The 26,762-nt window shown below is 59.8% G+C and carries 26 protein-coding genes; 11 read left to right on the top strand and 15 right to left on the bottom strand.

Translation table 11 applies throughout. The annotated features are described in order from the left end of the window. Window positions 1-421: 421 nt before the first annotated feature. Window positions 422-1,087: a restriction endonuclease gene (locus EKH80_RS19225; protein WP_126686416.1), complete on the top strand. Its 666-nt coding sequence runs from the start codon at window positions 422-424 to the stop codon at window positions 1,085-1,087. A 71-nt stretch (window positions 1,088-1,158) separates the two neighbouring features. Here the strand turns inward: EKH80_RS19225 and EKH80_RS19220 are convergent, their stop codons facing one another. Then, on the bottom strand, window positions 1,159-2,049 hold the full coding sequence (locus EKH80_RS19220) for a helix-turn-helix domain-containing protein (protein WP_158628888.1): 891 nt from the start codon (window positions 2,047-2,049) through the stop codon (window positions 1,159-1,161). Window positions 2,050-2,300: 251 nt separating this feature from the next. Between EKH80_RS19220 and EKH80_RS19215 the strand changes: the two genes are divergently transcribed. Continuing rightward, complete coding sequence (locus EKH80_RS19215) at window positions 2,301-3,014, top strand: hypothetical protein (RefSeq protein ID WP_126686414.1); 714 nt, start codon at window positions 2,301-2,303, stop codon at window positions 3,012-3,014. Window positions 3,015-3,110: 96 nt separating this feature from the next. Here the strand turns inward: EKH80_RS19215 and EKH80_RS19210 are convergent, their stop codons facing one another. Both EKH80_RS19210 and EKH80_RS19205 read right to left on the bottom strand, forming a co-directional pair. Continuing rightward, the gene (locus tag EKH80_RS19210; protein WP_126686413.1) at window positions 3,111-4,271 is read right to left on the bottom strand and encodes a glutathionylspermidine synthase family protein; all 1,161 of its coding nucleotides are present in this window, start codon (window positions 4,269-4,271) and stop codon (window positions 3,111-3,113) included. Next, window positions 4,268-4,798: a DUF1190 domain-containing protein gene (locus EKH80_RS19205; protein WP_158628887.1), complete on the bottom strand. Its 531-nt coding sequence runs from the start codon at window positions 4,796-4,798 to the stop codon at window positions 4,268-4,270. The genes EKH80_RS19210 and EKH80_RS19205 overlap by 4 nt, the downstream gene beginning before the upstream one ends. A 78-nt stretch (window positions 4,799-4,876) precedes the next feature. Here EKH80_RS19205 and EKH80_RS19200 point away from each other — a divergent pair, with 78 nt between their 5' ends. After that, window positions 4,877-5,272 carry a cupin domain-containing protein gene (locus EKH80_RS19200; RefSeq protein ID WP_230473829.1) on the top strand — a complete coding sequence of 132 codons (396 nt, stop codon included), beginning with the start codon at window positions 4,877-4,879 and terminating at the stop codon, window positions 5,270-5,272. A gap of 16 nt (window positions 5,273-5,288) precedes the next feature. Here EKH80_RS19200 and EKH80_RS19195 read toward each other — a convergent pair whose 3' ends face one another. Together EKH80_RS19195 and EKH80_RS19190 are read right to left on the bottom strand one after the other, a co-directional pair. Then, window positions 5,289-6,551: a GGDEF domain-containing protein gene (locus EKH80_RS19195; protein ID WP_126686411.1), complete on the bottom strand. Its 1,263-nt coding sequence runs from the start codon at window positions 6,549-6,551 to the stop codon at window positions 5,289-5,291. Window positions 6,552-7,103: 552 nt separating this feature from the next. Continuing rightward, window positions 7,104-8,072, bottom strand: coding sequence for a hypothetical protein (locus EKH80_RS19190; protein ID WP_230473828.1), 969 nt, complete (start codon window positions 8,070-8,072; stop codon window positions 7,104-7,106). A gap of 824 nt (window positions 8,073-8,896) precedes the next feature. Between EKH80_RS19190 and EKH80_RS19185 the strand changes: the two genes are divergently transcribed. Further along, window positions 8,897-9,367, top strand: coding sequence for a hypothetical protein (locus tag EKH80_RS19185; protein ID WP_126686409.1), 471 nt, complete (start codon window positions 8,897-8,899; stop codon window positions 9,365-9,367). Between the two features lie 11 nt (window positions 9,368-9,378). Here the strand turns inward: EKH80_RS19185 and EKH80_RS19180 are convergent, their stop codons facing one another. Then, complete coding sequence (locus EKH80_RS19180; RefSeq protein WP_158628886.1) at window positions 9,379-10,560, bottom strand: acyltransferase family protein; 1,182 nt, start codon at window positions 10,558-10,560, stop codon at window positions 9,379-9,381. Window positions 10,561-10,922: 362 nt separating this feature from the next. Here EKH80_RS19180 and EKH80_RS19175 point away from each other — a divergent pair, with 362 nt between their 5' ends. Beyond that, the gene (locus tag EKH80_RS19175; protein ID WP_158628885.1) at window positions 10,923-12,065 is read left to right on the top strand and encodes a serine hydrolase domain-containing protein; all 1,143 of its coding nucleotides are present in this window, start codon (window positions 10,923-10,925) and stop codon (window positions 12,063-12,065) included. Between the two features lie 81 nt (window positions 12,066-12,146). Here EKH80_RS19175 and EKH80_RS19170 read toward each other — a convergent pair whose 3' ends face one another. Beyond that, complete coding sequence (locus tag EKH80_RS19170) at window positions 12,147-12,929, bottom strand: AraC family transcriptional regulator (protein ID WP_126686406.1); 783 nt, start codon at window positions 12,927-12,929, stop codon at window positions 12,147-12,149. A gap of 79 nt (window positions 12,930-13,008) precedes the next feature. Between EKH80_RS19170 and EKH80_RS19165 the strand changes: the two genes are divergently transcribed. Next, window positions 13,009-14,103, top strand: a complete 1,095-nt coding sequence (locus EKH80_RS19165; protein WP_126686405.1) for a hypothetical protein — start codon at window positions 13,009-13,011, stop codon at window positions 14,101-14,103. 444 nt (window positions 14,104-14,547) lie between these two features. On the opposite strand, the gene EKH80_RS19160 is transcribed toward EKH80_RS19165, so the two are convergent. The 4 genes from EKH80_RS19160 to EKH80_RS19145 all read right to left on the bottom strand — a co-directional run bounded on the left by EKH80_RS19160 (window position 14,548) and on the right by EKH80_RS19145 (window position 18,070). Beyond that, window positions 14,548-16,110 (bottom strand): M50 family metallopeptidase, encoded by a 1,563-nt coding sequence (locus tag EKH80_RS19160; protein ID WP_126686404.1) that lies wholly within the window; start codon window positions 16,108-16,110, stop codon window positions 14,548-14,550. Continuing rightward, window positions 16,107-16,616, bottom strand: a complete 510-nt coding sequence (locus EKH80_RS19155; protein ID WP_126686403.1) for a DUF3828 domain-containing protein — start codon at window positions 16,614-16,616, stop codon at window positions 16,107-16,109. Before EKH80_RS19155 ends, EKH80_RS19160 begins: the two co-directional genes overlap by 4 nt. A 212-nt stretch (window positions 16,617-16,828) precedes the next feature. Beyond that, entirely contained in the window at window positions 16,829-17,431 is a 603-nt protein-coding gene (locus tag EKH80_RS19150; protein WP_230473827.1) for a hypothetical protein, read from the bottom strand. Between the two features lie 201 nt (window positions 17,432-17,632). Next, complete coding sequence (locus tag EKH80_RS19145) at window positions 17,633-18,070, bottom strand: hypothetical protein (protein WP_126686402.1); 438 nt, start codon at window positions 18,068-18,070, stop codon at window positions 17,633-17,635. 89 nt (window positions 18,071-18,159) lie between these two features. On the opposite strand from EKH80_RS19145, the gene EKH80_RS19140 reads away from it, so the two are divergent. Then, the gene (locus tag EKH80_RS19140; protein WP_126686401.1) at window positions 18,160-18,375 is read left to right on the top strand and encodes a DUF3820 family protein; all 216 of its coding nucleotides are present in this window, start codon (window positions 18,160-18,162) and stop codon (window positions 18,373-18,375) included. Between the two features lie 40 nt (window positions 18,376-18,415). Here the strand turns inward: EKH80_RS19140 and EKH80_RS19135 are convergent, their stop codons facing one another. Together EKH80_RS19135 and EKH80_RS19130 are read right to left on the bottom strand one after the other, a co-directional pair. Next, window positions 18,416-19,642 carry a carbohydrate porin gene (locus EKH80_RS19135; protein ID WP_158628884.1) on the bottom strand — a complete coding sequence of 409 codons (1,227 nt, stop codon included), beginning with the start codon at window positions 19,640-19,642 and terminating at the stop codon, window positions 18,416-18,418. 384 nt (window positions 19,643-20,026) lie between these two features. Further along, window positions 20,027-20,620 (bottom strand): TetR/AcrR family transcriptional regulator, encoded by a 594-nt coding sequence (locus EKH80_RS19130; protein WP_126686399.1) that lies wholly within the window; start codon window positions 20,618-20,620, stop codon window positions 20,027-20,029. Window positions 20,621-20,807: 187 nt separating this feature from the next. Here EKH80_RS19130 and EKH80_RS19125 point away from each other — a divergent pair, with 187 nt between their 5' ends. Together EKH80_RS19125 and EKH80_RS19120 are read left to right on the top strand one after the other, a co-directional pair. Next, window positions 20,808-21,209 carry a nuclear transport factor 2 family protein gene (locus EKH80_RS19125; protein ID WP_126686398.1) on the top strand — a complete coding sequence of 134 codons (402 nt, stop codon included), beginning with the start codon at window positions 20,808-20,810 and terminating at the stop codon, window positions 21,207-21,209. Window positions 21,210-21,231: 22 nt separating this feature from the next. After that, the gene (locus EKH80_RS19120) at window positions 21,232-21,990 is read left to right on the top strand and encodes an SDR family oxidoreductase (RefSeq protein ID WP_126686397.1); all 759 of its coding nucleotides are present in this window, start codon (window positions 21,232-21,234) and stop codon (window positions 21,988-21,990) included. Window positions 21,991-22,047: 57 nt separating this feature from the next. Here the strand turns inward: EKH80_RS19120 and EKH80_RS19115 are convergent, their stop codons facing one another. Beyond that, the gene (locus tag EKH80_RS19115; protein WP_126686396.1) at window positions 22,048-22,317 is read right to left on the bottom strand and encodes a hypothetical protein; all 270 of its coding nucleotides are present in this window, start codon (window positions 22,315-22,317) and stop codon (window positions 22,048-22,050) included. A gap of 903 nt (window positions 22,318-23,220) precedes the next feature. Between EKH80_RS19115 and EKH80_RS19110 the strand changes: the two genes are divergently transcribed. Further along, window positions 23,221-23,724, top strand: a complete 504-nt coding sequence (locus EKH80_RS19110) for a hypothetical protein (RefSeq protein ID WP_126686395.1) — start codon at window positions 23,221-23,223, stop codon at window positions 23,722-23,724. Between the two features lie 100 nt (window positions 23,725-23,824). Here EKH80_RS19110 and thpR read toward each other — a convergent pair whose 3' ends face one another. Then, window positions 23,825-24,403, bottom strand: a complete 579-nt coding sequence (thpR, locus tag EKH80_RS19105; protein WP_126686394.1) for an RNA 2',3'-cyclic phosphodiesterase — start codon at window positions 24,401-24,403, stop codon at window positions 23,825-23,827. Window positions 24,404-24,582: 179 nt separating this feature from the next. Here thpR and EKH80_RS19100 point away from each other — a divergent pair, with 179 nt between their 5' ends. Then, a complete protein-coding gene (locus EKH80_RS19100; protein ID WP_126686393.1) occupies window positions 24,583-26,619 on the top strand; it encodes a M13 family metallopeptidase in 2,037 nt (678 codons plus the stop codon). Window positions 26,620-26,762: the final 143 nt, after the last annotated feature.

Below are 26,762 nucleotides of genomic sequence, written 5' to 3'. Positions count from 1 at the left end.
GCACGCTAGGGATGGGCGTTCCCTAACTTGAAAGCATGCCAAATGGATGCGCATGCTGATCCGCCCCGCCAGACCCGACGGCGCGCCGTGCGTGGCGCGTGTACACGTGCACGCTACGCCGCTAGCTGGCGACCTGAACGACACGCCGCGCCGTACCCATTGCGTCAGGTGACGCAGGGAGTCACAAGATAATGTGAACCACATCTCAATATCTGGCGCCCCCACGGTTTGCCCGCTTGCGCTTGTGCTAGGCAAAACAAGCACTTCCGTGCATTATCCCGCCCCACCCTGAACTCGGCCAGTCAGCCTCGAGCAAGCCAGCCAAGCTCATCCATTGGCGCATTTCCTGCTTGCAGTGACTGACTGCTTGCGTGGATCAGGCAAGCCATACGAACAAAAAGCAGACGCTCGGGAGGGGGCGGTGGGAAGGCGCAAAGACGACGGCATTGAGATGGTTTCCAAGCTGCCATGGCAGGCCGGCATCGTTCTGGGCCTGGCCGGCTATGCCGCAATGCGCTACGGCCTGGCCTGGTGCATGACCATGTTCGGCGGTCCGGTCGGCCAGGCGCTGGGAACCACGCTCGCCGACGGCGCCTACGCTCCGGCCGCCTGGCTGCTGCTGACTGCTTGCTGGCTGGCCGCGCTGATCTCCTACCTCGACAGCCGGCGTCGCCACTACCTGCTCACCTCGCAATCCGGTTTGCGCAGCTTGAGCGCGATGGACTGGCGCGAATTCGAAATGCTGGTCGGCGAAGCATTCCGGCGCCAGGGCTACCAGGTGCGCGAAATCGGGCTCGGTGGCGCCGATGGCGGCATTGATCTGATTCTCCACAAAGACGGCGCGACCACCCTCGTGCAATGCAAACAATGGCGCACCAAGCTGGTCGACGTGCGCGTGGTGCGGGAAATGTACGGACTGCTGATGCATCACCGTGCCGACGCAGTAAAGATCGTCGCCATCGGCCACTACACCGACGACGCGCAACGCTTCGTGCACGGCAAGCCGATCGAGCTGATTGCCGGCGATGCCTTGCTGGCGATGGTACGGGAATGCCAGATCGTCACGCAGCGACGCAAGGCGGCGTGAACAGACGGCCACGATGCACCCTACGCGCCTTTTGGGTGCCATTCCGGTAGATGCTCGAATCCCTCTTGCGCTTAGGCACCAGCCAAAGATGGCTTCCCATCCTTCCAGCGACCCCGCACATCCCGTAGCCGATTTTTCAAAACCTGCAAATCGCTTTGCCGCATGTCATCGCGCACCTCACTGGGCGACATGCCCAGCGCCAACCGGAATGCGTCGGTCATATGGCTATGACTGTTGAAACCCATGTCGCAAGCGAGAGCGGCAAGGTCACGTTCGCCGTCCCCCAGACGCCCCAGCGCCGAACCCAAACGCTGCTGCATGCGAAATTGCCGTAGCGATTGCCCGGTGCAGGCACGGAAGATCCTGCACAGATGGAACGGCGAGCAGCCCGCCACTTTCGCCAACTCCTCCACGCCGAGATTTTCCTCGGCGCGGCCGACGATTGCCTCTTCCACGCGCGTCACCTGGCGCATCACCTTGATGCCACACGCTGCGGACGTTCCCGCTTCATACGACTCGGTCAAATAGCTCAGCGTATCCAGTAAAACCTCTTCGGCGTCATCGGCGTCACCGCCGCGCAGCAACCCGCGCAGCAATTCCACATGCGTTTTCTGGAATCGCAGATCATGGCCGAATGCACGGCAAGGCTGGCCAGGGTCGGTGTGCGCACCGAGCATGTCCAGCATCTCTTCGCTGATCAGCACGTCGGTGCAGCAGTCGCAGCTTTCGGCGTCCGGATGGGTGACGTGGTATTCGATGCCCATCCCCAGGAACACCGCCTGCCCCGGCCTGGCGAACCAGCAGCGGCTGCCGACATGCACCATGAACGAGCCGCGCCGGGTAAAGATGAAGCGTGCAGGCAGACCGCCAATGACAGTGCCGCAAGCCACCCGCGGACGCTGGCAAACGTGGCTGATCACTTCGAAGTGCGGCGTGCGCAGCACGGTCTGCATGATCGACATAAGCATGCCCCTAGCAATGCTTCCCCGATGCAGCGCCGATCATACACCTTCCGTGCAAAAGCCAAGTGTTGTTCGGCACAAAGCACGTTTCTGGAAGCGATTCATGTTGATTTGCGGCAAGCCCGCCGTGTGCTGTTTGGGCACGTTTCTGGAAGCGCGCTACGACCGGCCTGCGCAAAACTCAACACTCCCCAAGAGGCTCCGGCCTCCCCCACGCGCTGTATAGCACTTCACACCAGATGGAGAGATCTATGCACAAGAAGCTTTGCACATGGCTTGCGTTTGGCTGCGCACTGATTGGCGTCAGCGCCGCTCACGCGTGGCAGCCCGATCAGGACGACTCGCCCGTATACCCGAAGTGGTCTCACCCGTTCGACCGCAGCATCAACGGCTGGGCCAATTTGTCGATGCAGTGGCTTTACGCACAGCCTTACAGCCAGAACCCCTACTTCGATCCCACCGGACAGTTCTGCACCGTAGGCCAGCAGGGGCCGGTATGGTACGTAGCCCCGATCTTCGCTATGAGCCCCGGCAACTACACCCGCTCGTGCACCATTCCTCGCGACAAGGCCATCCTGTTCCAGATCGCTTGGGTGGCCGACACCTGGCCTTGCCCCAATCCGAACTTCGGTCCAGCACCCGGACAATCGCTGTATGACTTCCTGTACCAGGACAGCGGCACCTACATGATGATGACCAGCCTCAGCGTGACGCTCGACGGCAAGCCGGTCAGAGACGTACTGAAGTATCACTACATCTCCGACAGCCTGAACTCGGTGAAGGGCGACCCGAGCCTGCAGTCCACCTTCGATTCCTGCATTACCGGTTCCTATCAGCCGGTGGTGATCAACGGCTACTTCCTCATGTTCAAGCCGCTTTCGCCCGGCCAGCACACCATCGTGCGCACCGCCACCAGCAACATGGGCATGACCAATACATTCACCTATTACTTGACCGTTCCCTAGGGATGGCCTGAACAGATTGGCCTGAAAAAACGCCCGGCCTCGCGGCAGAGGCCGGGTGCTCCTTGCAACAGTCACGCACGCACTACGCCTGCGCGTTCACGCAATGACATGCGGCACGAACCGCGAAGTATCCCGTGTAATCAGTGTTGCGTCCTCACGTATCCCCATGCCTGCCGGTGTATCACCGACCACCCAACTTCCGATCAACGGATAGCCGCCTTCGAAGCGTGGCAACGGATGGAAAGCCTGGCGAATGACAGGACACTGCGTATATCGCCCGGGTGAGCTAATGCTTTCGCCGTTCGGCAACGTGATCAGCACGTTCGCGCCTTCCCGCGAAAACAGCGGCTTTCTTACCCATCCCGGTGGCAACGGCTGTTCCGGCGCTTCATCAAAGTGCGCCGGCAACAGGTTCGGGTGGCCAGGATAACTTTGCCACAATAGCGGCATGATGCCCTTGTTGCTCAACACGGCTTTCCACGGCGGCTCAATCAACTGCAAGCCGGAGCTCGGCAAAGAGGGCCCGTATTCGTCGTTGAACAGGTACTCCAGCGGATAGAGCTTGAACAGCGAACCGATGACCCTGTTGTTCAGATCGGTAAACCTGCCTTGGCGCGTAATGCCGATATCCTCGATGGCGATCATCTCGCCATGCACACCAGCCTGCACGGCGCAGTCGCGCAGATATTCGATCGTGCCCAGGTCTTCCAGGCTGTGCCGCACCGCCGTGAAATAGAACGGCCGGGGCAATGCCTTCCCGAACGTGGCAAAGGCCAGAATCAGCAGTTCCTGCAATTGGTTGTACTGATCCGTACCCGACGCGAGCATGCCGCGCTGCTGCTGCTGTTCCAGCCAGATCCACTGAAAGAATGCCGCCTCGTAAATCGAGGTCGGCGTATCGTAGTTGAGTTCGTAGAGCTTGGCCGGATGCAAGCCGTCGTAAACCAGGTCCATGCGGCCATACAGATGCGGCTGCCGCTGGCGCCACGACGCGGCAATCCAATCCCAATAGCGTGCAGGGATGGCCAGTCTGGTCAACAAGTCCTCGCTCGCTACGACCTCGTCCATCAGCGACAAGGCCATCTGATGCAGCTCACCGGTAGGCCCCTCGATGTCACGCTCGATCTGTTGCAAGCTGAAGGCGTAATACGCCGACTCGTCCCAATAAGGTTCGCCATCGACGGAATGGAACTGAAAACCGTAGCGCTGGGCGGTCGCTTGCCAGTCAGCTCGTGGCTCAATGGCAACGCGCTTCACTCGCCACCGCCCTCACCGCCTTCGCCACTGCCATGCCCAAAGCCGCCGCGCCCGATGGTGTCGCCTTCTCCCACTGCCTCGCTGGATGACGAGGCATGCCACCCGCCGGTACCGCCGCTGTAGACGTGTCCGTAATGCGGGGAGTAATCCGTATCGTCGCGTTTGTGGAAGACCGGGCCGGCCGGATAGTAAGCGGTATTGCCAGCCTGCACGACACGGCCGATCAGGAACCCATTCATCTCGGGGCTCCAGACTGGATCACCTTGCATGGCAGCGTTCTCGTGGCAGGTGTCCTGGCTGTAGTCCTCGGCACATTGCTCGCGTGTCGCATAGCGTGGCGCCAGGTTGGGCGCTTCGGCAGCTGCCTTCGTATACGCGGCCTCGCAGCTGGCCTCCGGCACGCCCGCCTCGGCGCAGTTGCCCAACGTGGTGAAGATCTGTTGACTTTTTTGCGCGTTATCGCACGCGGTGATCATCAGCGGCGTCAGTCCCATGACGGCCAGCGATACCTTCCTGGATCGTTTCATGCCATCCCCTGATCGGCATTGGGTGCGAGGATCATAATTCAAAATCATTCGCCATCGTCCACTTGGTGGCATGCGACAATGCTTACCCGCACTTGGCAGGGCAGCACCATGTTCCAGTCCCAGAACTTGTTGCAAACTTTCGACCGGATCACCGACTACTGGTCCCCCAAAGTCATCGGCCGCGTCAACGATCAATTACTCAAGGTCGCAAAGCTGAAAGGCCAGCTGATATGGCATGCGCACGACGATGAAGACGAATTGTTCTACGTGGTGAAGGGCCACATGCGCATCGAGCTGAAGCAGCAGGTCATTGACCTGCATGAAGGCGATTTCTTCACCGTGCCGCGCGGCGTTCAGCACAACCCGATAGCGGAAGAGGAATGCTGGATCCTGCTGATCGAGCCCGCGTCGACCAAGCACACCGGCAACGAGATCACGCCGCAGACGCGCAGCCTGGACGAACAGCTCGCGTAATCCGCACTAGGGATGCTCAACCCGACTGCACCGCGCAGCCGCCATTGCGCTTGGCCATGTACATCCGTTCGTCTGCACGGATGCAAAGCCCATGCGGGGTCAGTGCATCTTCCGGAAAGATCGCCAGGCCAATGCTTGCGCCGACCTGCATGGTGTGCCCCTCGATCGTCAGAGGCGTATCCAGCAGCTGCTGCAAGGCACTGGCGACATCGGCAGCCTCCTTGCGCGAGATCGGCCCTTCCAGCACCACGGAAAACTCATCGCCGCCGGTACGCGCCAGCGTATCGACCCGCCTCAGCCGTGTCATGAACAGGCGCGCGACCTGTTGCAAAACAGCGTCGCCGACGTGGTGCCCCAAGGTATCGTTCACTTGCTTGAACCCATCCAGATCGATCGCCAGCATCGCCATTCGCGCCTTGTGCTGCCGCGCGCGTTCGATGGCGCCAATGATGCGGTCCTGGAACAGGCGGCGATTCGGCAACCCGGTCAACGCATCGTGTTGCGCCAGATGCTGGTTACGCCTCAACTGGCCTTCCAGCAGCAGCAGGATCATGCCCACCGCCACCAGGTATTTGGGCAAGTTCCATACCTCGGCGCCCACCTGCACATGCGGATAGAACATGTCGAACACCATGCCGAGCGGAAACACCAGCGACCAGGCCAACAGGCCCAGCAGCGTGACTACGAAGCCCCCGGTCCGGCGCTGCTTCGAAAAGCAGAATTGCAGGCAGCAGGTGAAATAGGCCACGAACAGCGGCAGCACGCTCATCAGATCCGGGCCGTGCTTGGAAAACTGCCAATGCAGCAAGGCCAGCGCGAGTGCCGTATTGAGAATCACCGTGATCCATCGGTTTGGCGGCCGCTCGGCATTCGGGGTCGTGGCAATGATGGTCAGCGGCACCAGGGCGAACAGGCTGGCGGCTCCCACCATGAGGTCTTCCGGCACCGCAGGCAGCGAAGCCAGCGCCAGATAAAGCGTGTACACGGCCGACATGGCCCAGAACAGCAGGCGGCTCTCCCATTGATGCAGGCGCGGATCCATCGACCAGCAGAACAATTCCGCGCACCACACCAGCGACGCCGTGCCCACTACGTCAGCGATCATGCCGCCCGGGCCCCGCAAGTCAAGGAACGAATACGCGGCGAAATGCAGCTCAACGCAAATCCAGCCCGCCAGCCACAGGCGCGTCGTCATGCCGCCGACTGGACGCGATACGGTCACAAAGGCGTAGATCAACAATCCGACCGCCAGCAGATCAGGGACTTCTTTCCAGGACATTCACTCGCCCCACGCCGGTGGGAAACCTCTTAGGTGATGGATCGCGCTGCATATAGGGGTTATGCGACGTCCCTATCCCTTTTGCACAACCAAGCCCCCCAGCCATCCCCATACATGGCCGAAGGACCGTCGATGTCTTGGAATAGCCCTGGAAAACGGTCCTTGCCCGGCATCATCGGACAACCAGCTCTCCCTTGCTCGAGACCAGTCAGGAGAAGATCGGCAGCTCCCCGGATATCTTTAGTGCATCCTGTCTCGTCGCAGCCAGAATGGCCCTTCAACAAAATACGTTGGACGTCTCGCATGCGCAGCCCCTGTCCCGCCATCGCCCTCTATCAAGCGTGCGCTCCTGCAGCGCAAGAGCCAAAAAAGATCGGCATAGTCGGGTCGATCCAGGTCAAGTCTCGGCTTGCAGCATAACAAACCCTCTTTGGCTTTTTCGTGCATGGCTTGTTCATCGCGAAAGGGCACTTAGATCGTGACAAATCCCCAGAACACAAAAAAAGCCGAGGGGGCTGCCCCTCGGCTTTCCGGTACGAAGAAACCCGTCTGTCAGTTCGACTCGGTGAACTGGATATAGGGCGAAGTACCACCTGCGGCACTGCAGCTGCCCAGGTTCAGGTTGTTGCTCTCGCCGGTGCTGCCGGCGTTGGCAATACAAGACGGTGCGGTGGTGGAACCATACGTGGCGGCAACCTTCACCTTGATCGACGCGCCGCTGTTGAAGTCGGCTTCCGAACCGCCGGCGTTGCCCACCACGTTGAACTCCGATTGCTTCCAGACGGTGGCGAGGTAAACCACGCTGTCTTTGCCACTGGCGCTGTAAGCGGCGGTGCCGTAGGTGACGGTGATGGTGTCGTTGCCGCCGGAGGTGGCCGAGCCGGTCACCTTCATGCTGGCCAGCTTGGTGGCCGGCACATCGGGCAGTGCGACGTAATTGCTGTTGCGATAGCAGTCACCCGAGCCATCGCTGCCCCAGCCGCTCGGGCAGCTGGTACCGCCGTAGCCGATCAGCCAGTACTGCATGAAACCGGCCGCTTCACCCTGCACCTCATAGTCGGGTGCATACACGAACTGCTGCCACACGGTGCAACCGGAATGGCCATGGCACGCCGACGTGGTGGACGTGTATTGCGAGTTGATCTGCAGTGAATATTCATTCGGTCCAAGAATGCCGCCGCCACCAAACGAAGCAACGCCCACGCCCTGTTCGGACGTCACGCCCGTGACCGACGGGAAACTGCCGACGGTTTTGCTGATGTGGGACGAACCCGGTGCCTGCAACACGTAGTCGTTGCCATTTCCGGTCGTCTCCGGCTGCAGATGCTTCTGCTTCACCTTGGCCGGCAAGCTGTGCACGTGCGGGGTCACCGCCTTGCACGCTACCTGCTGCCAGATGATGCTGGGATAGGAAGCCTGGAAACAGCCTTCCGTCGGCGTGGCGATCTGCGCCATGTCTTCACGCCACGACTGGCGTGCCAGCGATTCGATCGGGCCGACCTGTTCATCCGTCTGCCCCATGACATTCACAGGCTGCGCCGCAAAAGCAGCGGGAACACACGCAGCACTGATAAGACCAGCCAAAAGCGCGCACTTGAACTTAGCTTGCATTTTGATTCTCCCCAGAAACAAAAGTGGCCATGGTTTCGACTCCGGACCATCCGAGAGCCGCGGTAATACCAACAGCGACAGCATCCGTGCGAACTGCAACAAGCCTCTTGCTCGAAGAAGCTCCATCACAAACGCATCGACTTAGCGCGTGCAATCGCGCCGCGAACATTCCCCACCATTATCAAGACGTACGTACCTATAGTTTCCCCTACCAGCCAAGGCGCGTTTTTTTTGCACCCGCCTAGTTCTTCGGCACAAGCCACTACCGTGCTTGCGCCGTTGCCGGCGCAACCACAACGAAGATTTTCTGTGCGGCCCCTAATGGCGCATTCGCATTGCGTCGCCCGCATTGCACGACCGAGATTGCTGAGCAATATGTGTAGGAAACGTGATACGCATAATGCGCAAAAGCTTGCGCCAATCCGCAAGTGCCTCTAATTCCACTCTATATTTTTTTGCTCTTACGCCGCCTAAGAAATTGTCCTAGGGAGATAAGCAATAGGGCCCAGCATGACTGCCGCCCGATTCACATTCTCAAGGCTTCGTAGGCTGGGATGACAATCCCAGCTGTGCAGGTAGCTTCCCGAAGCTGGGATTGCCATCCCAGCCTACGAAGCCGCCCTAACGGACGTTAAATGAGGCAAAGCCTTAGCAGCCTCATTACCCGACTGCCAAGCACTTGCGTCCTGAGCGCGCTACGCTGGAGGCGTCGGATGACCGGGGGGAAAGACGACATGTTTGACGCATTCCGAAATGGCACGCCAGTGGAAGTCTGGCAGGCCCTGGTGCAGGAAGCATACGAACGAACCGGGCGGCGACTCGACGAGTCGAGCGAAAGCTACCTGGTGTTCGTGCTGTTACGTTACCAGGCTGACAACCAGCTGTTATCGCATGCACAAGGCGTGGACTGGCTACACGCGCTGGAGTTGGTTGGCCGGGCCCGTGCAGACGCGTTGCGCGACGTCGGCGACCAATGCCTGCTGGTTGCCGGCCTGTTCCCGGGACTGGCCGAGCGGCGGCGCGTTAGCGTGGATTACTTCATCACCATCGGGCGTAGCGCCTATCAGGGAGTAGCCGATGTCACCCGACAAGCCTATGCGGCGCTGTACGAGCAACTGGCGTGCAGCTATCGCGAGCTGGTGCATACCTTGAACGCGATGCGCGACTTGCCTCAAACGTACGGCACGATCGTGATCAGGCATTGAGCCTTCCAGGCTCAAGGTCCGTCGGAAATACGACGGGCGGATGATTCCGGGCCTGCCCATGCAGGCAAGCTCCTTTGCGCATGCCGCCTGTGCGTCATTTGAAGCAAACACTTGCGCACCCATGCCGAGGCCGGCGCTTCGACATAGCGAAACACCAGCCACGCACCCATAACGGCAAGCACGGGACGCGCTACAAAGAGCATCGCCCTGAACGAATCGGCGCCCATCGGAATAGGCATCATCACTCGCTGCGCAAGCACGAAAACATAGACATGGACGAGGTAAAGCGAATAGGAAGCCTCCCCCAGCCACACCAGCCCCGCGGGAACCCTCATAGCGCCGTTCTTCGCCAACATGACGGCACCCAAGAACAGGATCGTCAGCGGCGCGCCCCAGCCGGCGGGACCGAAGAAATTCACCATGCCGATTCGGTGCCATCCAATCAGCAGCGTGGCGGTCAACAGCACGACGCTCGAATAGATCATTACGTTGCGCTTGATTGTGAATTGGGACAAATACAGCCAGCCAGCGAGCATTCCGAACACGAATTCCCACACGATCGGATTGATGGCAAGGTTGGCATACCTTGACCACTCCACCAGCGGCTGCGAAGCCACTCCCAAATGGTAGCCTCCGCGCAAAACCGGAATCGCTATCAGGGTCAAGGCGAACCACCCTGCCATCACTCCGTAGCGCCAGCGCCCGAACAGCATGCACAGAGCGAACACCAGATAGAAATAGCACTCGAAGCACAAGGTCCACGCCACACCCACGGCCATCTGAAAATAAAGGCCGGACGCAGCAGGGTTGTGCGGAATGAAAGCCAGCCCTTCCAGATACGGCAGTAGCACGGACCGATCGGCAAACCCGTGCAGGCCGTGGTGATCCACGGCAATGGCCAGCAGCGTCACGATGGCATACAAGGGCCAGATCCTGGCGATCCGCTTGGCGGTGAACGCCCACGCGTACGCTTTGCTGCCGTCGAAATCCCGGGTGGTCAACACCATCAGAAAGCCGCTGATGAGGAAGAACAGATCCACCCCCATGGCCATCGGCAATAGCGCATTGGCAACCATTCGCCCTGCGCCGCCGTCGCCTACCAGCGCGCCGCGGTCGTGCACCATCACGACCATCAGGGCCGCGATACCTCGCAGTGCCTGGATCCACGCCAGTTTTTTTCCTTGTGTACTCATCTGAAGTAAGTGCTCATCCGGGCAGGTTTGGTTACCGGGAGGCGGACCGGATCGCTGACCGGAGTGAAGATCCTCCCTGTTGCGTAGCCGGGCGTCCGTGCGTCGTCCGGACAACGCGGACGACCGTCCGCGGACAGCGCCGTGGTTCCGGCGAAAGTGCGGCAAATGGCTTGGGAATGCGGCTTTCCAGGGCATTGAGAGGTTGGCACGGGCTTTGCCATCTATCACTCAAGAGCCCCATTCACCCACGCAAGGAGAACCACCATGAAATTCGAAACTCTGATGCTCAGCAGCCTGTTTGCCGCCTGCCTGGTGCTGTGCGCCTCCACCCTTGGCGCCATGCTGGTGTGAGCAAGCTAGCCATGCGGAAGATCACCTGGATCAGTTGCGCGCTAATGCTGGCTTGCACGACCACTCAATCGTCAACGATGGCAAGCCCTGTACTCAGCGACAATCCGGTTCGCTCAGCCCTGGATCGGGCGGTCGACCAGGCCGCCCGTGACTTATTCCGCAATAGCTGCCACGTGGGACTTTCTGTCGTGGTGCGCGAGGGAAGCAGCAGCTACTTCTACAACTACGGTTCAATCTCGCGTAGCAAGCCGCAATTGCCCACCCGCCAGAACATCTACGAACTCGCCTCCGTGACCAAGACGTTCACCGCGACACTGGCGGCGCAAGCAGTCGCCGAAGGCCGCATGGAACCGGACCGCGATTTCCAAACCTATCTGCCGGGCCGCTACACCAACCTCTCCTGGCAGGGCAAGCCCATGACTTTGCGGACTCTGCTGACGCACCGCTCAGGTATGCCACGTGACATTCCGGACACGGACGCCCTGTTCGCGGAAAACAACTACGCCACCCGCCCCATTCACATGCTCGCCTTGTTCCAGGGATTTGGCCGTGATCGATTCCTGTCGGCGCTGCACGAGGTGAAACTTCGCAGCGAGCCGGGCACCAACGAAGCCTATTCGAACGCGGGCTTTCTGGTCGTCGGACTTGGCCTGGAACAGATCTACGGCAAACCTTTCGAAACACTGGTCCGTGAACGCATTACCCAGCCGCAGGGCATGACCTCGACCGGATTTACGATTGCCGCCGCTGACCGCACACGCCTTGTTTCCGGCTACGACCGCGATCGCCGAAGCGTGCCTTACCGCCCGCAAAGCGCCGGCGCGGCCTGGGGTCTCTACGCCACGCCGCAAGACATGGCGAAATACCTGCGCCTGCAGCTGGACAGCCGCGATCCGGCGATCAGCGTTTCGCACGATCCTCTGGTCGGCAGCGCGGACAACGGCGAGGCTATGGCGTGGAACCTAGGACTCGACAACGATCAGCGCATGCTCTGGCACGGCGGCGGCAGCTTCGGCATGTCCAGTCAGGTGGTGCTGTATCCGGGGCAGCACCAAGGCATGGTCCTGCTCGCCAACGACGCCTGTGAAGGGACCGAAAGCGCCCTGAAAAACATGGCCGAATCGATCCATCAACATCTGCAGCTGTCACCTTAGATACGCCCGTCCGGCACGTAGGCTGGGATGAAAATCCCAGCTCTCCATGCGCTAGCCGAATGCTGGGATTGTCATCCCAGCCTACGCCTGGGACTCCACAGCAAGCCTCATATAGTCGCTGGGCGTGATGCCCAGCACGCGGTGGAACATGCTGCTGAAGGCACTGCAGTTCGCGTAGCCAGCGTCACGCGCGACAGCCTTGATCGAATGCCCCAGGCTCATCTGGCTCAGTGCCCTGGCCAGGCGGACGTATTGGCGCCATCGTACGAACGACATCTGCAATTCGCGCTCGAACAGCCGCGCCAGTGTGCGACTGCTTGCACCGGCACGCGCGGCCAATTGCTCCAAAGTCTCGGCGCGTGCCGTACCGCCAAGCAGTCGCTGGCATACGTTTTTCAGACGCGGGTCGGAAGGCACCGGAATATGGAAGCTCATTTCGTCCGCGGTTTGCAATTCGTGCAAAAGCAGCGGCGTCAATACGCCCATGCGTTGGCGCTGTCTCTGCCCATGCGCCTGTACCGCCGCCAGAATCAGCTCGCGCAGCAACGCCGATACCGCCAACACCCTGCAATGCGTACCGAACGAGTCGCTCGTCGCACGATCCATATACAGCATGCGCACGGCCACCCGTCCTTCCATGTGAATTTCGTGCTGCATGCCAAGCGGTATCCAAAGCGCGCGTTGTGGCGGCACGATCCAGATGCCTTCGCGCGTGGTCACGTGCATCACGCCCGACTTGGCGTAAATGAGCTGCCCGCGGCGATGCCGGTGCTTCGCCACGTGCCAGCCCTGCGGATAGTCCTTGGCCAGCGCCGTAATCGGCCAGGCCCGGCCGAGCGAACAGGCTTGTCCGAAACGCGACACAGGATGACCACCTTTCGAAAAACGGACGGGCCTAGGCTAAGCCTTACCTAGCGACGCAGGCAATAAGCAGAGGCATCCCATGACCGCTCATTCGATGACACGCCGAGACCTGCTGAAAGCGGGCATCGCCCTGGCCGGCGCACTGACATTGGGCGACTTCGATCTGTCGGCGAAGCCCCATCGCGCCGGCGAGCGCCCAACCCTGGTGGTGTTCTGGTTGAACGGCGGACCCGCCGGCCTGTTCAACAGCGCGGATGCATTCCTCGCCAACGGAGCATTCGGCGTGACGGCCGACAATATCCGCGCGTTGGGCAATGGACTCTACGTGGACGCGGGTTCGCTGGGCGCCTTGCCCGCCGAAGCGCTGGCGCACATGGCGTCGGTGCATTTCAGGCATGGGCTCTATACGCACAATGATTCGCGTGCCGCCGTATTGCAATCAGGCTCGCGCAGTCAGCTATTGCGGATGGCCGCAGCGATGCCTCCCAGCGCCGTTCGTTGTGCGATCGTCAACAATCTTGGATTGCCGGTAGGTGTTTCCACTCAGCCGAATTCCGAACAGGGAGTGAGTTTCGAGCGCATCGTGAAACTGGACGATGCACGCCGTTCGCTCTCGGTGGCCCAGTTCAATGATATCCGCGAGGCATATTCGGCATTCGGCACCCATGCGGCCATCGACAATCAACGCTCAACCTTCGCTGCGGTCGAGGCGCTGGTGCAGGAAGGTGCCAATGTCGTTTTTGCGCAACCGGCTTTCACCGGAAGACAGGATCGCCAATTCGACACGCACCTCGATGACTCTGGCGATGTCGCACGCCAGATCATGGCGCCGATCACGCCTGCGCTGACCGCCTTCCTTAGTCGTGTCATGGCCTTGCCGGGACGCAACGTGGTCACGTTGTTGACCGGCGAATTCAGCCGCACTCTGCCGGGAGCCGATCACGCCAAGGGCGGTACGGCCACCATCATCGGCAAATACATCAGGACCGGAGCCGCCGGACGCCAACGCCCCGACGGCTCGCCGCCCGAAAACGCGCCACCGCCCGAAGCGCTGTGGGCTTTTGTCGCTGCCGCATTGCGGCTGGGAGCAGCGACGCCCTTTGGCCCTCATCTACATGATGAATTGCTCACTTACAAAAGCGCGTTGGCTGGCTCGCAACCGACTGCTTTGTAGCGTCCACAAACTGTCCGGACAGTGAAGACCCGCGTCCGCGGACACTTTCGCGCAGTTATCGCCATAGCAACAATGGCTTCAAAACAAGGCTTTTCAGCGATTAAACGACTTGGCACGGGCTATGCAAAACCTGACTCGAAGACCCGATAACCTGCCCGAGGAGAACTGCCATGAAATTCGAAACGCTGATGCTCAACAGCCTGTTCGTCGCCTGCCTGGTTATCTGCGTGACGACGCTGAGTGCAATGCTTGCCTAAGCAGCTGTCGACTCGTCGTCCGGTGCCAGCCAGTCGTGACCAACGCCATCACGCTTGCAAGCCTCGCGATCTTTTTTGTTTGCCAGCTTGCGCAACCCTGCGAGGGGTAGATAAAGAAGGACGTCCTGGACTACCGCAGCAAGGGTGATCCAGGCCGTTTACACCCATGCGTATCCTCATCTCTCGATCACGCGTCAAAAGGTGTCAGCACAGGCTCTCGCAAGATATGGTCGGCCAGCATGGTTTCGCTCTTGGCCAAGGCCAGATCGACCGATCGTTTCGCTTCGCGCATGGATACGGATAGCAAGCGCCTCGCTTCCTCATGCAAACCTTGCTGATGGGCTTTCAGCGCCAAACAGCGAGGCCATAGGTACGCGGACAAGCGCTTGGCATCGCGAGTCAGCAGACTCTCACGCAGCGCGCTTGTATCTCCCGTCACCATGGCTCGGCAAAAGGCCGTTTCCGTTCGCATATGAGAGAAAAGGGTACCCAACGCAGGCAGCGATTTCCCCCAGGCGGCGACCGACTGCTCGAAGGCCTCACCCACCTCGAGTGCGCGCCCCCACTCACCCCGATTTTGCGCGGCCTTGAGCCGATACCAGCTCGCCAGCAGCGGTACCGGCATCGGCTGGTTTTCCAAATATCGGATATCTTCTTCCGGCAATGCGTCAGCCGTCGTGCCAAACACGGAATGGGCAAGCAGCCGGTAGTAAGCAAGCTGCGGCAGCTTGTCGTCCGCATGCTTCCACCACTGCAAAAGCTTTGCACCGTCGCTGGTCACGCGTCCGGTGCGCGGCAATAGATTGCCGACCATCATCACGGCATTGACGATGGCAAAAGCAACCGCAACTGAGGTGAGGGTTGGCGACAGGTCCATCCATGCCAACGCTACCGACAAAATTCCCGCTAGAAGATTCGCCAAGGGCCCCATGGCAACCATCGGCAAGATCTGCCCCCGCATGGGACGGCTGGGATCGGGCACCGCAAAGACCATTCCCTGGTAGGCGCGACCTCGCTCAGGCGCCCATCGCACCAGCCACCATCCCCGCTGGGGATGGAGTTCCAGCGCCAATACGCGTACGTGCAGTACTTTCATGCCCGTGAACATCGCTCCGGCAAAGTGCCCTCCCTCATGGATGGCGACACTCAAGGCAACGATGAGAAACAATCCCAACCCTGCGAAGAGAACCCCGGCACCGGTGTGCGCAAAGGCGCCACCCAGAACGACCATGCCAGTAATACCCGCCAATACCCCGAGCGCCCCCTGGATGAAATAAACGAGCCACTGCCGCCAGCCGTCACCTGGTTGAGGAGTCTGCTTGCCGCTGCGGAGGGTTCGAATGAACGTCATCAGCCCTTCGGCAAGGAGCCCGGCACTGACGATTCCCAAGGCATCAAGAGCGAAACCATCCGATGGCGGCACGTTCGCGATTCGCGCCAATCCAATGAACAGCACGACCGTACCGACGATCAAGGCGAATACGTGCAGCAGCCAGCGTTGCTGGATGCCCTTCAGAAACCATAGATAGACCAGCCAAAGCAGAAAGACTTCGGCAAACCAGCTTTGCCAGTAGAGCGGACGGTAAATACTGAATTCAAGGACATCGTTTATGCCGAATTGCCCCGCCCAGAAACTCGCAATGATTTTGGGCATCCACAACGCCGCCAGCATCAGCGGCAGAAAGACGAGAATCCGTCTCCAATTCATACAAAGCTCCATAGCGAAGGCTAGCCAGCCTTCCTGTTTCAAGGATCAAGCTTGGCTTCTAGCAGCTTGCGCAACGACCAGTCGTGGCCTTGGATATCCGTGATTCGCCAGCCTGCCGGGGTTTGCGACAGCACGTAGAGGATATGCACGTGGGTGCTTTTATCCGGATACGCAAAATCGACCGATACCTTCGATGGAACGGAGGTAGTACGGATTTTCATCTCTGACGCTGCAGGGTCCTGCGAATCCCAGATGGGCGCAAAGTCGAGCCGGCAGACTTCATGCGTGCGCTCTCTACATTGATGGTCGCGCGCAATGAGTTCAACCAGGTGCGGATCGAAATAGCGACCCAAAACCGGTGCGGGCTGATCGAACAGGTCAACACCCGCATTGGCCGGCTCATCGATAACCGCCTGCCAGGCGTAGTCGCGATAAACCTGCGTAACCGTGGCCGCGGCGCCATTCGGAACCGGTTCGGCGGCCCAGGTACCCAGGCTGCCGGCCAGCCCCAGCGTTGCGGCAGCGAAGCTCACCCAAACTTTGGTCATGCGCCCTCTCCTTGATCAACCCATCAAGCCGATCCGGACCACCCCGTTTGCTGCCTTCTGCTTGCCCGGGCACGAGAGCAACCTCAATCGTCGGGCACGGCCCGACTGTAACCCATGTTAGGGCTGGCGCGTACCCTCATAGAGGTAGGCTGGGATGAAATCCCAGCGCCTTTGCGGCTTCCGATGCTGGGATTTCATCCCAGCCTACGCGATTAGCGGTCCGGACGATCCCTGATCCGGGTGTCATCGGCAATCCAGTTCGTCTCCCACGTCTTGCCGTCGTCCGCGGAAAACGCCTGCTCGAAATGGATAGCGTCCGAACTACGCGGCGTAATCACGAAACGCACCAGGATGGGTTTGCCATCCAGGGTTTCCTTGTCGTAGAAAACGCCTCGACCGTTGCTGAAACCGCCAACGGTAGGCACACCGATGGTGCCGCTGCGGCTATTGACGAAATACAGGCCCCACTGGCGAGTGACCGGGTTGTACAAGCGGAACGAAGCGACCCGCGCATGGCTGGCTGCGTTCTTCATATCCAGCTCAAGCAGATTGGCTTGACCATCCCATACCTTGTGGACCACGCTGATGCCGTCGTATTCGGTCCAATCCTTGGAACCGGCGAGAGGGCGATTGAGCCGCGATAAATGGGTTTTCCAGCGGCCGAATTCGAAATCGAAGTCATGTTGACCGTCGCGTTCAGCAGCAACAGTCGTACCTGCGTTGGAAGCCGACTGCATCCATGCCATTCCGGTGCACGCCGCGAACATCAAACTGCCTAGCAAGTAACCAGCCCAAAGCCTGTTGACCAGCGCCATATGCCGCTCCCGAAGTCATGGGAAAAGCTCACGATGCAAATTAGGCCGATGAGTGGCTTTGGAAAATAGCCACTTCAATCCAGGCCCACCTGACCACTTCGTAGCGGAGAAAGCTCAAGAGAGCTTATCCAGCACATGGAAAACGGGTGCGCATCCCAGATCAACTGGACGTTGGAAAAATCCACGGCTGATGCACTGCCTTCATGGCTCCCATTGCCCTACCTCGCCAAGCAGCCAGATCGCCAGCTGCCTGGGCCCACGACGATGGGGATTATTCACGTTCGCAGCTTCCGTGCATGCTGAGAGATATTGGTGGCCTATCGCACCTAAGACGGGCAAGCCTGCCTCTTCGCGCAACATGACCGTTTCCTTGGCCAGCCCAAACAGGGCATCACCTTCCTTGGATAGCCAATGAGGCTTCGCGTCCGGCAAGAAATCGGGATGAAAGAACAACGGCTCTCCTGATTCGGCTACGCGAGGAAGAATGGAGCGAAGCTCGTTCAGCAGGATTGCTTCGGCTTGTTCCAGCCGGTCCATCAACTTGTTCAGCCGCGAGGCCTTCATGGCACTCCCCTCATTTACGCGGACCTTATCACTTGTCGGCGAGCATACCGCGGCGATATGCGCGCTTGGCACCACGTTGGCCTCCGCCCTGGGCAGACAGAGAGGCGCCGAAACCATGTACGCTGATTCAAGCACATCCCCTCTGACGCCCCGAACCCAGCAGCATGAAACCCGAAGATCTGCAGCGACTGGTCACCGCCACCATGCCCTACGGCAAATACGAGGGCCGCCCGATCGCCGACCTGCCCGGCGCCTACCTGGCCTGGTTCGCCCGCAAAGGCTTTCCGTCCGGCGAGCTGGGCAGCCTGCTGGCACTGATGCTGGAGATCGATCACAACGGGCTGCGGGCGCTGCTCGACCCACTGCGAAAGCGTCCGTAGGTGGGGATGGCCATCCCCGCCTACGCGCTGAATGTAAAACTCAATAAGACAGCGACAACGAACTCATCCACGTCAACGCTTCCGGTTGCTTCGGCGCCGGAATAGGGTTGACCGTATAACTGAGCTGGTTGGAGAGATAAACGCCGCGCGCCACACGGTAGACATAGGACAACGCATAGTTGCGGCTGTAGTCCACGGCGGCGATGCCGTTTGCCTGTTGTTGGCGCTGGAACGAGCGGCTCAATCGATTGAAGGTATAGCCTAGCGCGAACGCGTCATCAGGCCGCCCGAAAGGACCCAATACGTACAACGTAGCGCCGACATCCCCGGCATAGACGTTGCGATCAGGTGGCGCATAGTCGGCCTTTACATTGACGTAAAGCCCCCTATACGGTTTCGACGCATCGGTCTGGAACAACTGATAGTCGCCGACCAGATAATAGGCATAGTTGCCATCCGCGTAGCCGCCGCGGAAGCTGGGGAAGCGGCTTTCGTTGATCATCACGCCTTGGCGCAGCCACTTCATCCGCTGCTGGGGAGCAGCTTCGACCTGGTAGCCCAGCTCATTGATGAAGAGCGCCTTGGCACCGGGAATATGCCACTTCAGCCCGAGGAAATTATTGTGGTCCCAATCCGGCTGCGGCCCCTCGGGATCCACGCTGCGGGTCGCACCAAAGCGTTCGTAGAAATGCTTGTTGGGCGAAGCCAGGCGCAGGTTGATCTCGGGTGCCGTCTTGTTGAAGATGAAGCCGACTTCGTAGGGAATGGAACTTCCGACACCTGCCGGCGACGTCGTCGAACTGGTGCCGAGCGAAAAACCATAAAACTGGTTGCCGAGCTCCTCGAAGCCGTACTGCAGCTGCACGCGCCCTTCGTTGAAGCGCTGGCTTACATAAAGGCTGTTGATGGCGAAACCGGTGGGATTTTCCCCTGCGTACGAGAACCATTGCACGTTCGCGTTGAACACCAGTTGCGAGGCGCCGGCGAAACCCACTCGGGATAGATCGTAGGTTGCGGTTACATACCCGTTGGCCCGGTAAGTAGGATTTTGCCCGATGTAAAGCTGGGGATGCGCGCCATGATCCAGCAGGTCGAAGGTGCCGCCCAGAATCATGCCACCCTGAATCAGCCAGCCGTGCTCGGCCAGCTTTTCGCGAACCTTGCCCAATTCGGGCGACATGGTTTCACAGGTGCTGATCGCCGGGCTGGTGGTGCCTTGTGGCTGCAAGCCGTCGTACCGATGGCAAGGAAGGACATCGGTAGGCATGTTGGCATCGGCGGAGTCCATCGGGACTACGAGCTTGGCGTGCGCGTCATCGCAAACGGCCCACGACACCAACAACAGGCTTACAGCTGACACGAGCGCAGAGCGGCAGATATTTTGAGACATAACGGTCTCTCGCACCCGCACGTGACGGCTGCAAAAGCAAAGGGCGTGGTCGTGGGGAAGAGCCTTGGCGGCGCACACTAAGGTAGTTGCGCAGACGGCAGCAACACAGTGCCAGATGGCATACCCCGTTCAATGACCAAGCTCAACCATACGGGCCGAGCGAGTTTTTTGTTGACGCGTAGGCTGGGATGACAATCCCAGCAACGCGCTGCACGCGTGCATGGCAATGCTCGGTTTAGCAACCCAGCCTACCTGCTTGTATTAGCCGCCAATGGCCTGCAGCAATGGCTGACGTGCGTTCTTCAATATCTCCTCGGCGAGAGCAGGATCAGACTCGGTAACAGCACGCGAAAGCACCAGCGCGCCGACCATCTGACTGAACAGTGCGACCGCCTTCTTTCTTTTCTCCGGCGCATTCTCGCCGTCGATCATTTTCGCCAGCTGATCAAAATTCCATACCAGTCCGCTTGCATAGGCTTGGCGTGCTTCCTTGCCAAGTCGCCGAACGTCGCCCGCAAACGCCGTCAGCGGACAACCTGCCTCGATGTTCGCAAGGTGCTCGGGCGACAGGTACCACTCGATATGCCGCTGCATGGGGTCGGCCGCCTCAGCCTTCGATGTTTCGATACCGGTGGTGAGCAGGGCCGCCCCCTCCTCCATCGCCTTCTCCATGACGGCGTCGACCAGGGCGTCCTTCGATTTGAAGTGGTTGTAGAAACCGCCCTGGGTGAAGCCCGCGGCCTTGGTCAGCTCGGCCAGCCCCACCGCGGCCACCCCGCGCTGGCGGAACAGCTTTTCCGCGGCGGCGACGATAGCCCTTTTATTTTCAACAGCTTGCTGCTTGGAAACACCCATAAATCCGCTCCTGCCGTACGGCCTGTTCGCATTGCCCCGAATCACAATGGTGATCACCATTGACAACGGTTTCGGGCAGTGCCATTCTACACCACGTCAATGGCGATCACCATTGTGATTTTAAGCCAGCGCCCAGGCGCTAGAGCATCCCTCACCCAAGCCATCCGTCATCGCAGAGGAAACGACCATGTCCAAGACCTCACCCGAACAGAACAAGGCTCTGGTCCTCGCGGCCTTCGACACACTGTTCAACAAGCGCGACTACGCAGCCGCCGAACGCTTTTGGTCCGATAAGTACATCCAGCACAGCGCACACATCGAACCGGGCCGTGACGGCCTGTTCAATCTGATCCGCAGCATCCCCGACAGCCTGCGTTACGAGCACGGGCCGATCCTGGCCGAAGGCGACTACGTCATCGTGCACGGACGATTCTCCGGCCACGGCCGTCCCGCCGCCTGGATCGCCGCGGACATCGTGCGCATCGAAAACGGCAAGCTCGCCGAGCACTGGGACGTCCTGCAAGACGAAGCAAACCAGGCCGAATCCAAAAGCGGATTGCCCATGTTCGGCGACCGCTTCCCTGCTTGAACCCATCCCAAGGAGAACTCCTATGAAACTCAATGGCAACACGGTCTTCATTACCGGCGGCGGCTCAGGCATCGGCCAGGCCCTGGCCGAAGCGCTGCACCAGCGTGGCAACAAGGTCATCATTTCCGGCCGGCGGCGCAGCCGTCTGGATGCGGTGATCGCAGCCAATCCCGGCATGGAAGCGATCGAGCTGGATATCACCGATCCCGCCGACATCGAACGAGTGGCCGCCAAGTTGATCGCCGACCACCCCGAACTGAATGTTCTCATCAACAACGCCGGCATCATGCAGCCGGACACCGTCGCCGGAAAAATCGACGACGCCTTGCTGACCTCGACCATCTCGACCAATCTGCTTGGGCCGATTCGCATGACCTCGGCGCTGATCGAACATCTGAAGAGCAAGCGCAACGCGGTCGTGGCGTACACCAGCTCCGTGCTCGGCTTCGTGCCGATGGCCGTTACCGGCATCTACTCGGCGACCAAGGCGGCCGTTCATTCCTACGCGCTGTCGCAGCGCTTCATGTTGCGCGACACCGGCGTTCGCGTGCTTGAAATCGCGCCACCCTGGGTACGCACCGAACTCATGAACAGCCAGGAGGCCGAACTGGCCATGCCGCTGGATCAGTTCATGGCCGAAACCATGGCGGTGCTTGGCACCGATGCGGACGAGATCCTGGTCGATGCCGCCAAGCCGTTCCGTGGCAATGCAGGGCCGAATGAACACGCTCTGGTCAATGAGTTCAACGAACAGGCACTGGCGCTGTTCAGCGGTGCTTGACGATTCCTGCTCGTCATTCCGGCGCTGACCGGAATGACGAGCGGCGTCGATGTAACCTCACACAGACGCCAGCTCCGGCTCAATGCTCACCAGCCGCAAAAGCTCATCGTTGAGCCAGGTCCGCATGGCCGGATCGCGCACTTCGAACAGGTCGAACACCCCCAATGCGCGCAGCACCGGCAATTGCGCCACCAACATCGGCTCCACCAGCCGGCATACCGACTCCGGCGTAGCCGGATCCAGCATCTGGTGTGCGCAAGCCAGAAAGGTTTCCAACGGCGAAGGGCGGAATTCAGTATTCAACGTGAGCGATTCGATCAGGGACATCGGGACATCCTCATTGCATCAACATACCGCTGGTCTTTGAACGCCAGCTGTCGAGTATCAACAGACACTTGCCGCGAGTTAAAAATCCTTGAGCGGCACCCCCGCCGGCCCATGACCAACCGCACGTTCATGATCGGCACGGCTTTGCTACGAAGCGTTGCGACCCGAATCCACCCGCGGTGATCTGCTCGACCGGGCCAACGGTCGCAGGGAGCCCATCCTCAGCGCGCATTTTCCGTCCTAGCGCACGCACATATGTGCGAACTTCCTCGCTGTTCGGCACAAACCCTGCCTGCGGATCGATCGCGGCGACTGGAAGCACCCAGCGCGGTCACGGCCCAGCTTCAATATTGAACAATGTTCAATATTGTGCATTGTTCATTTTAGGCGCGCAACCACGATCAACCGCCCTCCCATCTGATCAGTGTCGAATCTCAACTGGACGTAACTTGATGATGCCGATACTTGCCAATGCCTGTTTTCGTCATCCCGGTGAAAGCCTGGATCCCTTGCATTGCGCCCCACTCACACATCGTCTCCATGAAAATGGCATGACATGCTGCCGCTACGACTGAACACCGCTGACATTGCCCCACCCAAAACGACGTAAACAAGCAGGCCGACGCGACCAAACAAGGCGTCTGCGACAATCGGCTTCCGGTTCCATTTGCCCAGGGCAAAAAACGTGACGTGCCCCTCTTTTGTTCCACCTTCACATCCATTGAGAAGACTTGTCTGTGTCATTGGCACATGGCAGTCTGGGGATTCGTAAAGCCGAGGTATTGCCTAAGTCTGACATTGAATCGTTATCACAAGGAGGCGACATGGAAACAAAAGTGCTGAAGGACATCTCAAGTTTCTGCTGAACAAGTTGGCCGAGAACGTGATCAAAGAGGCCGTCTGATGAAAATCGTCAGCACCCTGACTCCTTTGGCGGTATGCGCTGTTCGCGATGCCGTCAGTTATCACGAACGACTGCTGCAAAGCGAGACCCTGCGCAATCGCGCGGATTACGAAGCCTATGCGGTGGATCTATCGGTGTTTCTCGACGAGATCACCCATCAATACCAGAAGATCGAAGCCAGCCTCGGTCTTCCCCTGCATGATTTTTTTGAATCGGACGTGCCCGCCCTGGCTTACCCCCGCAAAGAGGACGACACATCCGATCCGGCAGGAAAGGGCCTGGATATTTCTGCCCCGTACGCCATGCTTATGGTTTCCTCGGTGCGCGACGCCATGCTCTATAGAGAAAGCCTTCTTCGGGAGGAAGCTTCGCAAGAGAGTCTTCGCGACCAGCAGGCGTACTTGGCTCAGCTAGCCAAGCTGTTTGAATGGGTCAAGGACGAATACAGAAAGATCGAGTCGAAAGTCGGGGCTCCGCTAGAGAGAATCCTGCATCTGCCGTAAAGCTTGTCGAATCGGATGGCGTCATCGTGTAGGCTGGGATGACAATCCCAGCTTCTACCCAACATCTCCGGTGTTGGGGTTGCCATCCTAGCCTACGCACCTATTGCAGCGGCTTGTCGGCCATTCGAATATGCTTGGTCTTGCCCAACTGGCTATGGATCAGCACCACTTCATGCGCCGGCCATACCACCGGCTCGATCGGCTGGAACGGCACCGCTGGTTTGTTATAGGCCAAGGTCATGTGCGGCGTGAATGAGCCTTTGGTGTACTGATTCAGGGCCGCAGCATTCAAGTGCACGGCGAGCTGTCGGTGCAACACGCGCAAGGTCTCATTGCCATCACTGCCGGTAAGGACAAAGTCGCCATGGCTATGGCGGTTGCCGAAACTGCCAATCTGGTCGAAGCAGATGCTGAAAGGCTCCACTTCCAGACGAGTGAGCGCATCCGCCGCCTGCGTCGCCAGGCCGGGCGGGAGTTCGGTGTAGTCGCCAAGATGGAACAGCGTAACGTGCAGGCGACTGGCCTCCACCGGCTTGCCGTCCATGCGGCGTGCGGCGAGGTGTTTGGCCGCGAAGGCTTCAAAACGGGTGGCGTAGGCGGGATCCGGGAAGATGGCTAGGTACAGGCGATCGGTCGGGATGGCGAGGTCGAAACCCGGCAGGGAGCCTTGGCTGAGCATGTAGAGGGTCCTTGACGCTGGTGCAACGAAAACTGAGGCGGATGGCTTAATAGCAAACAAACTGCGCGCCCACCAGCCCACGCGACTGATGTGGCGTTCGTCCCATTGGAAGCAGCGGGGCCACCCGCTAGCATGCGTCCTTTCGAGCACGATGCTCTACAAAAGGAAAGGAGTAGCAAATGCTATCGATCCGACGGGCCCTTCTTGCCGCCCTGTGCCTTTACCCGCTGGGTATCCTTGCCGCCGACCAGGCCCCCGACTTCAGCAGTCCCGATGGACAGTATCCGGATTGGCTCGATCGCAACGTAAAGCCCGGCGTCGACTTCTTTCATTTCTCCAACGGCGGCTGGCTCAAGGCCAACCCGATTCCGCCGGATCGTTCCGAATGGGGCGCCTATGTCGCGGTCGACCTGCAGAACCAGCGCTTCATCCATGGCATGGTCGAGAAAGCCAGCCACGACACCACGGCAGCGCCAGGCAGCGCCGAGCAAAAAGTCGGTGATTTCTATGCCAGCGGCATGGATGAAAAGGCCGTCAACAGCGCCGGCATCAAGCCGCTACAACCCGAACTGGAGCGCATTGCAAAAATCAGCGCGATCGAGCAGTTGCCGGACGAGTTCGCCCATCTGCAAATGATCGGCGTCAGCGCCCCGTTCGGGCTGATGCAAATGCAGGATTACAAAGACAGCAGCAAGGTCATTGCCGCGGCCATGCAAGCCGGACTGGGCCTTCCCGACCGCGATTTTTATCTGCAAAGCGGTGAGCGCAGCGCGAAGATCCGCGCCGAATACATCAAGCACGTCGCACGCACCTTCACACTGCTTGGCGACAGCCCGGCGCTCGCCCAAACCGAAGCCAAGGCTGTCATGGCCCTGGAAACCAGCCTGGCCAAAGGCTCCATGACCGATGTCGCGATGCGTGACCCGCAAGCGATCTACCATCCGATGGACATTGCGAACATCAACGCGCAAACGCCGCGTCTGCATTGGCAGAACTTGATGGCGGGAATCGGCCATCCGGAAATCCAGGGCCTCAACATCGCCACGCCGGATTTCTTCAAGACCGTGAACGAACAACTGGCGCATACCTCGCTCAACGACTGGAAGACCTACCTGCGTTGGCAATTGGTGCAAACCTATGCGCCTTACCTGTCGCAATCGTTCGTCGACGAAAACTTCCGCATGGCTTCGGTGCTGACCGGCCAAAAGCAACAGAAACCGCGCTGGCAACGTGTGCTGAGGGCAGAAGATAGCGCCCTCGGCTTTGCCATCGGCAAGATCTATGTGGAGCAGAAGTTCCCGCCGTCCTACAAACAGGCGGCAACGCAGATGGTCGACCAGATCCGCGATGCGATGCGCCAGGACCTGAAGACGCTCGCCTGGATGACGCCGGCCACACGCGAGGCGGCGATCAAGAAGCTTGACATGATGGAACTGCGTGTCGGCTATCCGGACCAGTGGCGCGACTACTCCTCACTGCAGATCGATCGCGGCCCGTACGCGCTGAACGTGATGCGCGCTACCACCTTCGAGGTGCAGCGCCAGCTGGCCAAGATCGGCAAGCCCGTCGATCGCAGCGACTGGGACATGACCCCGCAGACGGTCAACGCCTACTACGACCCGTCGATGAATAACCTCAACATTCCCGCTGGCATACTGCAGCCGCCGCTGTACGACCCTTCCTGGCCGGATTCGGTGAACTACGGCAACACCGGCGCGACCATCGGCCATGAAATGACGCACGGCTTCGACGATCAGGGCGCCCAGTTCGACGGGCACGGCAATCTAAGCAACTGGTGGGCAGCGTCGGATCTCAAGAAGTTCCAGGGTGGGGTTGCCTGCATTGCCAACCAATATTCGCAATACACCGTCGACGGCGGCGTGCATGTCCAGGGCAAGCTGGTGACCGGCGAAGCCATCGCCGACCAGGGCGGCCTGCTCCTCGCCCTGCGTGCCTTCCACGCCCAGCCCGCCTTCGCGCAGGCCAAAACCATCGACGGTTACACGCCCGACCAGCAGTTCTTTATCGCCTATGGCCACTCCTGGGCCATGGCCACCCGGCCGGAAACGGCCAAGACCCGCGTAACCACCGATCCGCACCCACCCGAGCTCTATCGCACCAACGGCGTGCTGGCCAACCTGCCGGAATTCCAGCAGGCGTTCGGTGTTGCTCCGCCAAGTCCGATGATCAAGCCGGATCGCTGCGTGATCTGGTGAGGCGCGACAAAGGAGTTCAAAAGGACCAGGGCGCTTTTCCATCCATTGAAAAGCGCCCTGCCTCTTTTAGGCTTGCTTCAAGGATGCCTTGATCCATTCCCCGCACCCGCCACCGAACTGTATATGCGTCTGGTGTAGCGTAG

The sequence above is a fragment of the Dyella choica genome (genome assembly GCF_003977665.1).
Taxonomy (GTDB): Bacteria; Pseudomonadota; Gammaproteobacteria; order Xanthomonadales; family Rhodanobacteraceae; genus Dyella_B; species Dyella_B choica.
The sequence above is the reverse complement of the archived record's forward strand: the minus strand, read 5'-3'. Positions and strand labels throughout refer to the sequence as shown.

What these genes read in the sequence shown, in the direction of transcription:
- EKH80_RS19220 (WP_158628888.1), bottom strand. Translation starts at nt 2,049, where the DNA reads ATGTCGATCATGCAGACCGTGCTGCGCACGCCGCACTTCGAAGTGATC.
- EKH80_RS19215 (WP_126686414.1), top strand. Translation starts at nt 2,301, where the DNA reads ATGCACAAGAAGCTTTGCACATGGCTTGCGTTTGGCTGCGCACTGATT.
- EKH80_RS19205 (WP_158628887.1), bottom strand. Translation starts at nt 4,798, where the DNA reads ATGAAACGATCCAGGAAGGTATCGCTGGCCGTCATGGGACTGACGCCG.
- EKH80_RS19200 (WP_230473829.1), top strand. Translation starts at nt 4,877, where the DNA reads ATGCTTACCCGCACTTGGCAGGGCAGCACCATGTTCCAGTCCCAGAAC.
- EKH80_RS19195 (WP_126686411.1), bottom strand. Translation starts at nt 6,551, where the DNA reads ATGTCCTGGAAAGAAGTCCCTGATCTGCTGGCGGTCGGATTGTTGATC.
- EKH80_RS19190 (WP_230473828.1), bottom strand. Translation starts at nt 8,072, where the DNA reads ATGGGGCAGACGGATGAACAGGTCGGCCCGATCGAATCGCTGGCACGC.
- EKH80_RS19185 (WP_126686409.1), top strand. Translation starts at nt 8,897, where the DNA reads ATGTTTGACGCATTCCGAAATGGCACGCCAGTGGAAGTCTGGCAGGCC.
- EKH80_RS19180 (WP_158628886.1), bottom strand. Translation starts at nt 10,560, where the DNA reads ATGAGTACACAAGGAAAAAAACTGGCGTGGATCCAGGCACTGCGAGGT.
- EKH80_RS19175 (WP_158628885.1), top strand. Translation starts at nt 10,923, where the DNA reads ATGCGGAAGATCACCTGGATCAGTTGCGCGCTAATGCTGGCTTGCACG.
- EKH80_RS19165 (WP_126686405.1), top strand. Translation starts at nt 13,009, where the DNA reads ATGACCGCTCATTCGATGACACGCCGAGACCTGCTGAAAGCGGGCATC.
- EKH80_RS19155 (WP_126686403.1), bottom strand. Translation starts at nt 16,616, where the DNA reads ATGACCAAAGTTTGGGTGAGCTTCGCTGCCGCAACGCTGGGGCTGGCC.
- EKH80_RS19150 (WP_230473827.1), bottom strand. Translation starts at nt 17,431, where the DNA reads ATGGCGCTGGTCAACAGGCTTTGGGCTGGTTACTTGCTAGGCAGTTTG.
- EKH80_RS19140 (WP_126686401.1), top strand. Translation starts at nt 18,160, where the DNA reads ATGAAACCCGAAGATCTGCAGCGACTGGTCACCGCCACCATGCCCTAC.
- EKH80_RS19135 (WP_158628884.1), bottom strand. Translation starts at nt 19,642, where the DNA reads ATGCCTACCGATGTCCTTCCTTGCCATCGGTACGACGGCTTGCAGCCA.
- EKH80_RS19130 (WP_126686399.1), bottom strand. Translation starts at nt 20,620, where the DNA reads ATGGGTGTTTCCAAGCAGCAAGCTGTTGAAAATAAAAGGGCTATCGTC.
- EKH80_RS19125 (WP_126686398.1), top strand. Translation starts at nt 20,808, where the DNA reads ATGTCCAAGACCTCACCCGAACAGAACAAGGCTCTGGTCCTCGCGGCC.
- EKH80_RS19120 (WP_126686397.1), top strand. Translation starts at nt 21,232, where the DNA reads ATGAAACTCAATGGCAACACGGTCTTCATTACCGGCGGCGGCTCAGGC.
- EKH80_RS19115 (WP_126686396.1), bottom strand. Translation starts at nt 22,317, where the DNA reads ATGTCCCTGATCGAATCGCTCACGTTGAATACTGAATTCCGCCCTTCG.
- EKH80_RS19110 (WP_126686395.1), top strand. Translation starts at nt 23,221, where the DNA reads ATGAAAATCGTCAGCACCCTGACTCCTTTGGCGGTATGCGCTGTTCGC.
- thpR (WP_126686394.1), bottom strand. Translation starts at nt 24,403, where the DNA reads ATGCTCAGCCAAGGCTCCCTGCCGGGTTTCGACCTCGCCATCCCGACC.
- EKH80_RS19100 (WP_126686393.1), top strand. Translation starts at nt 24,583, where the DNA reads ATGCTATCGATCCGACGGGCCCTTCTTGCCGCCCTGTGCCTTTACCCG.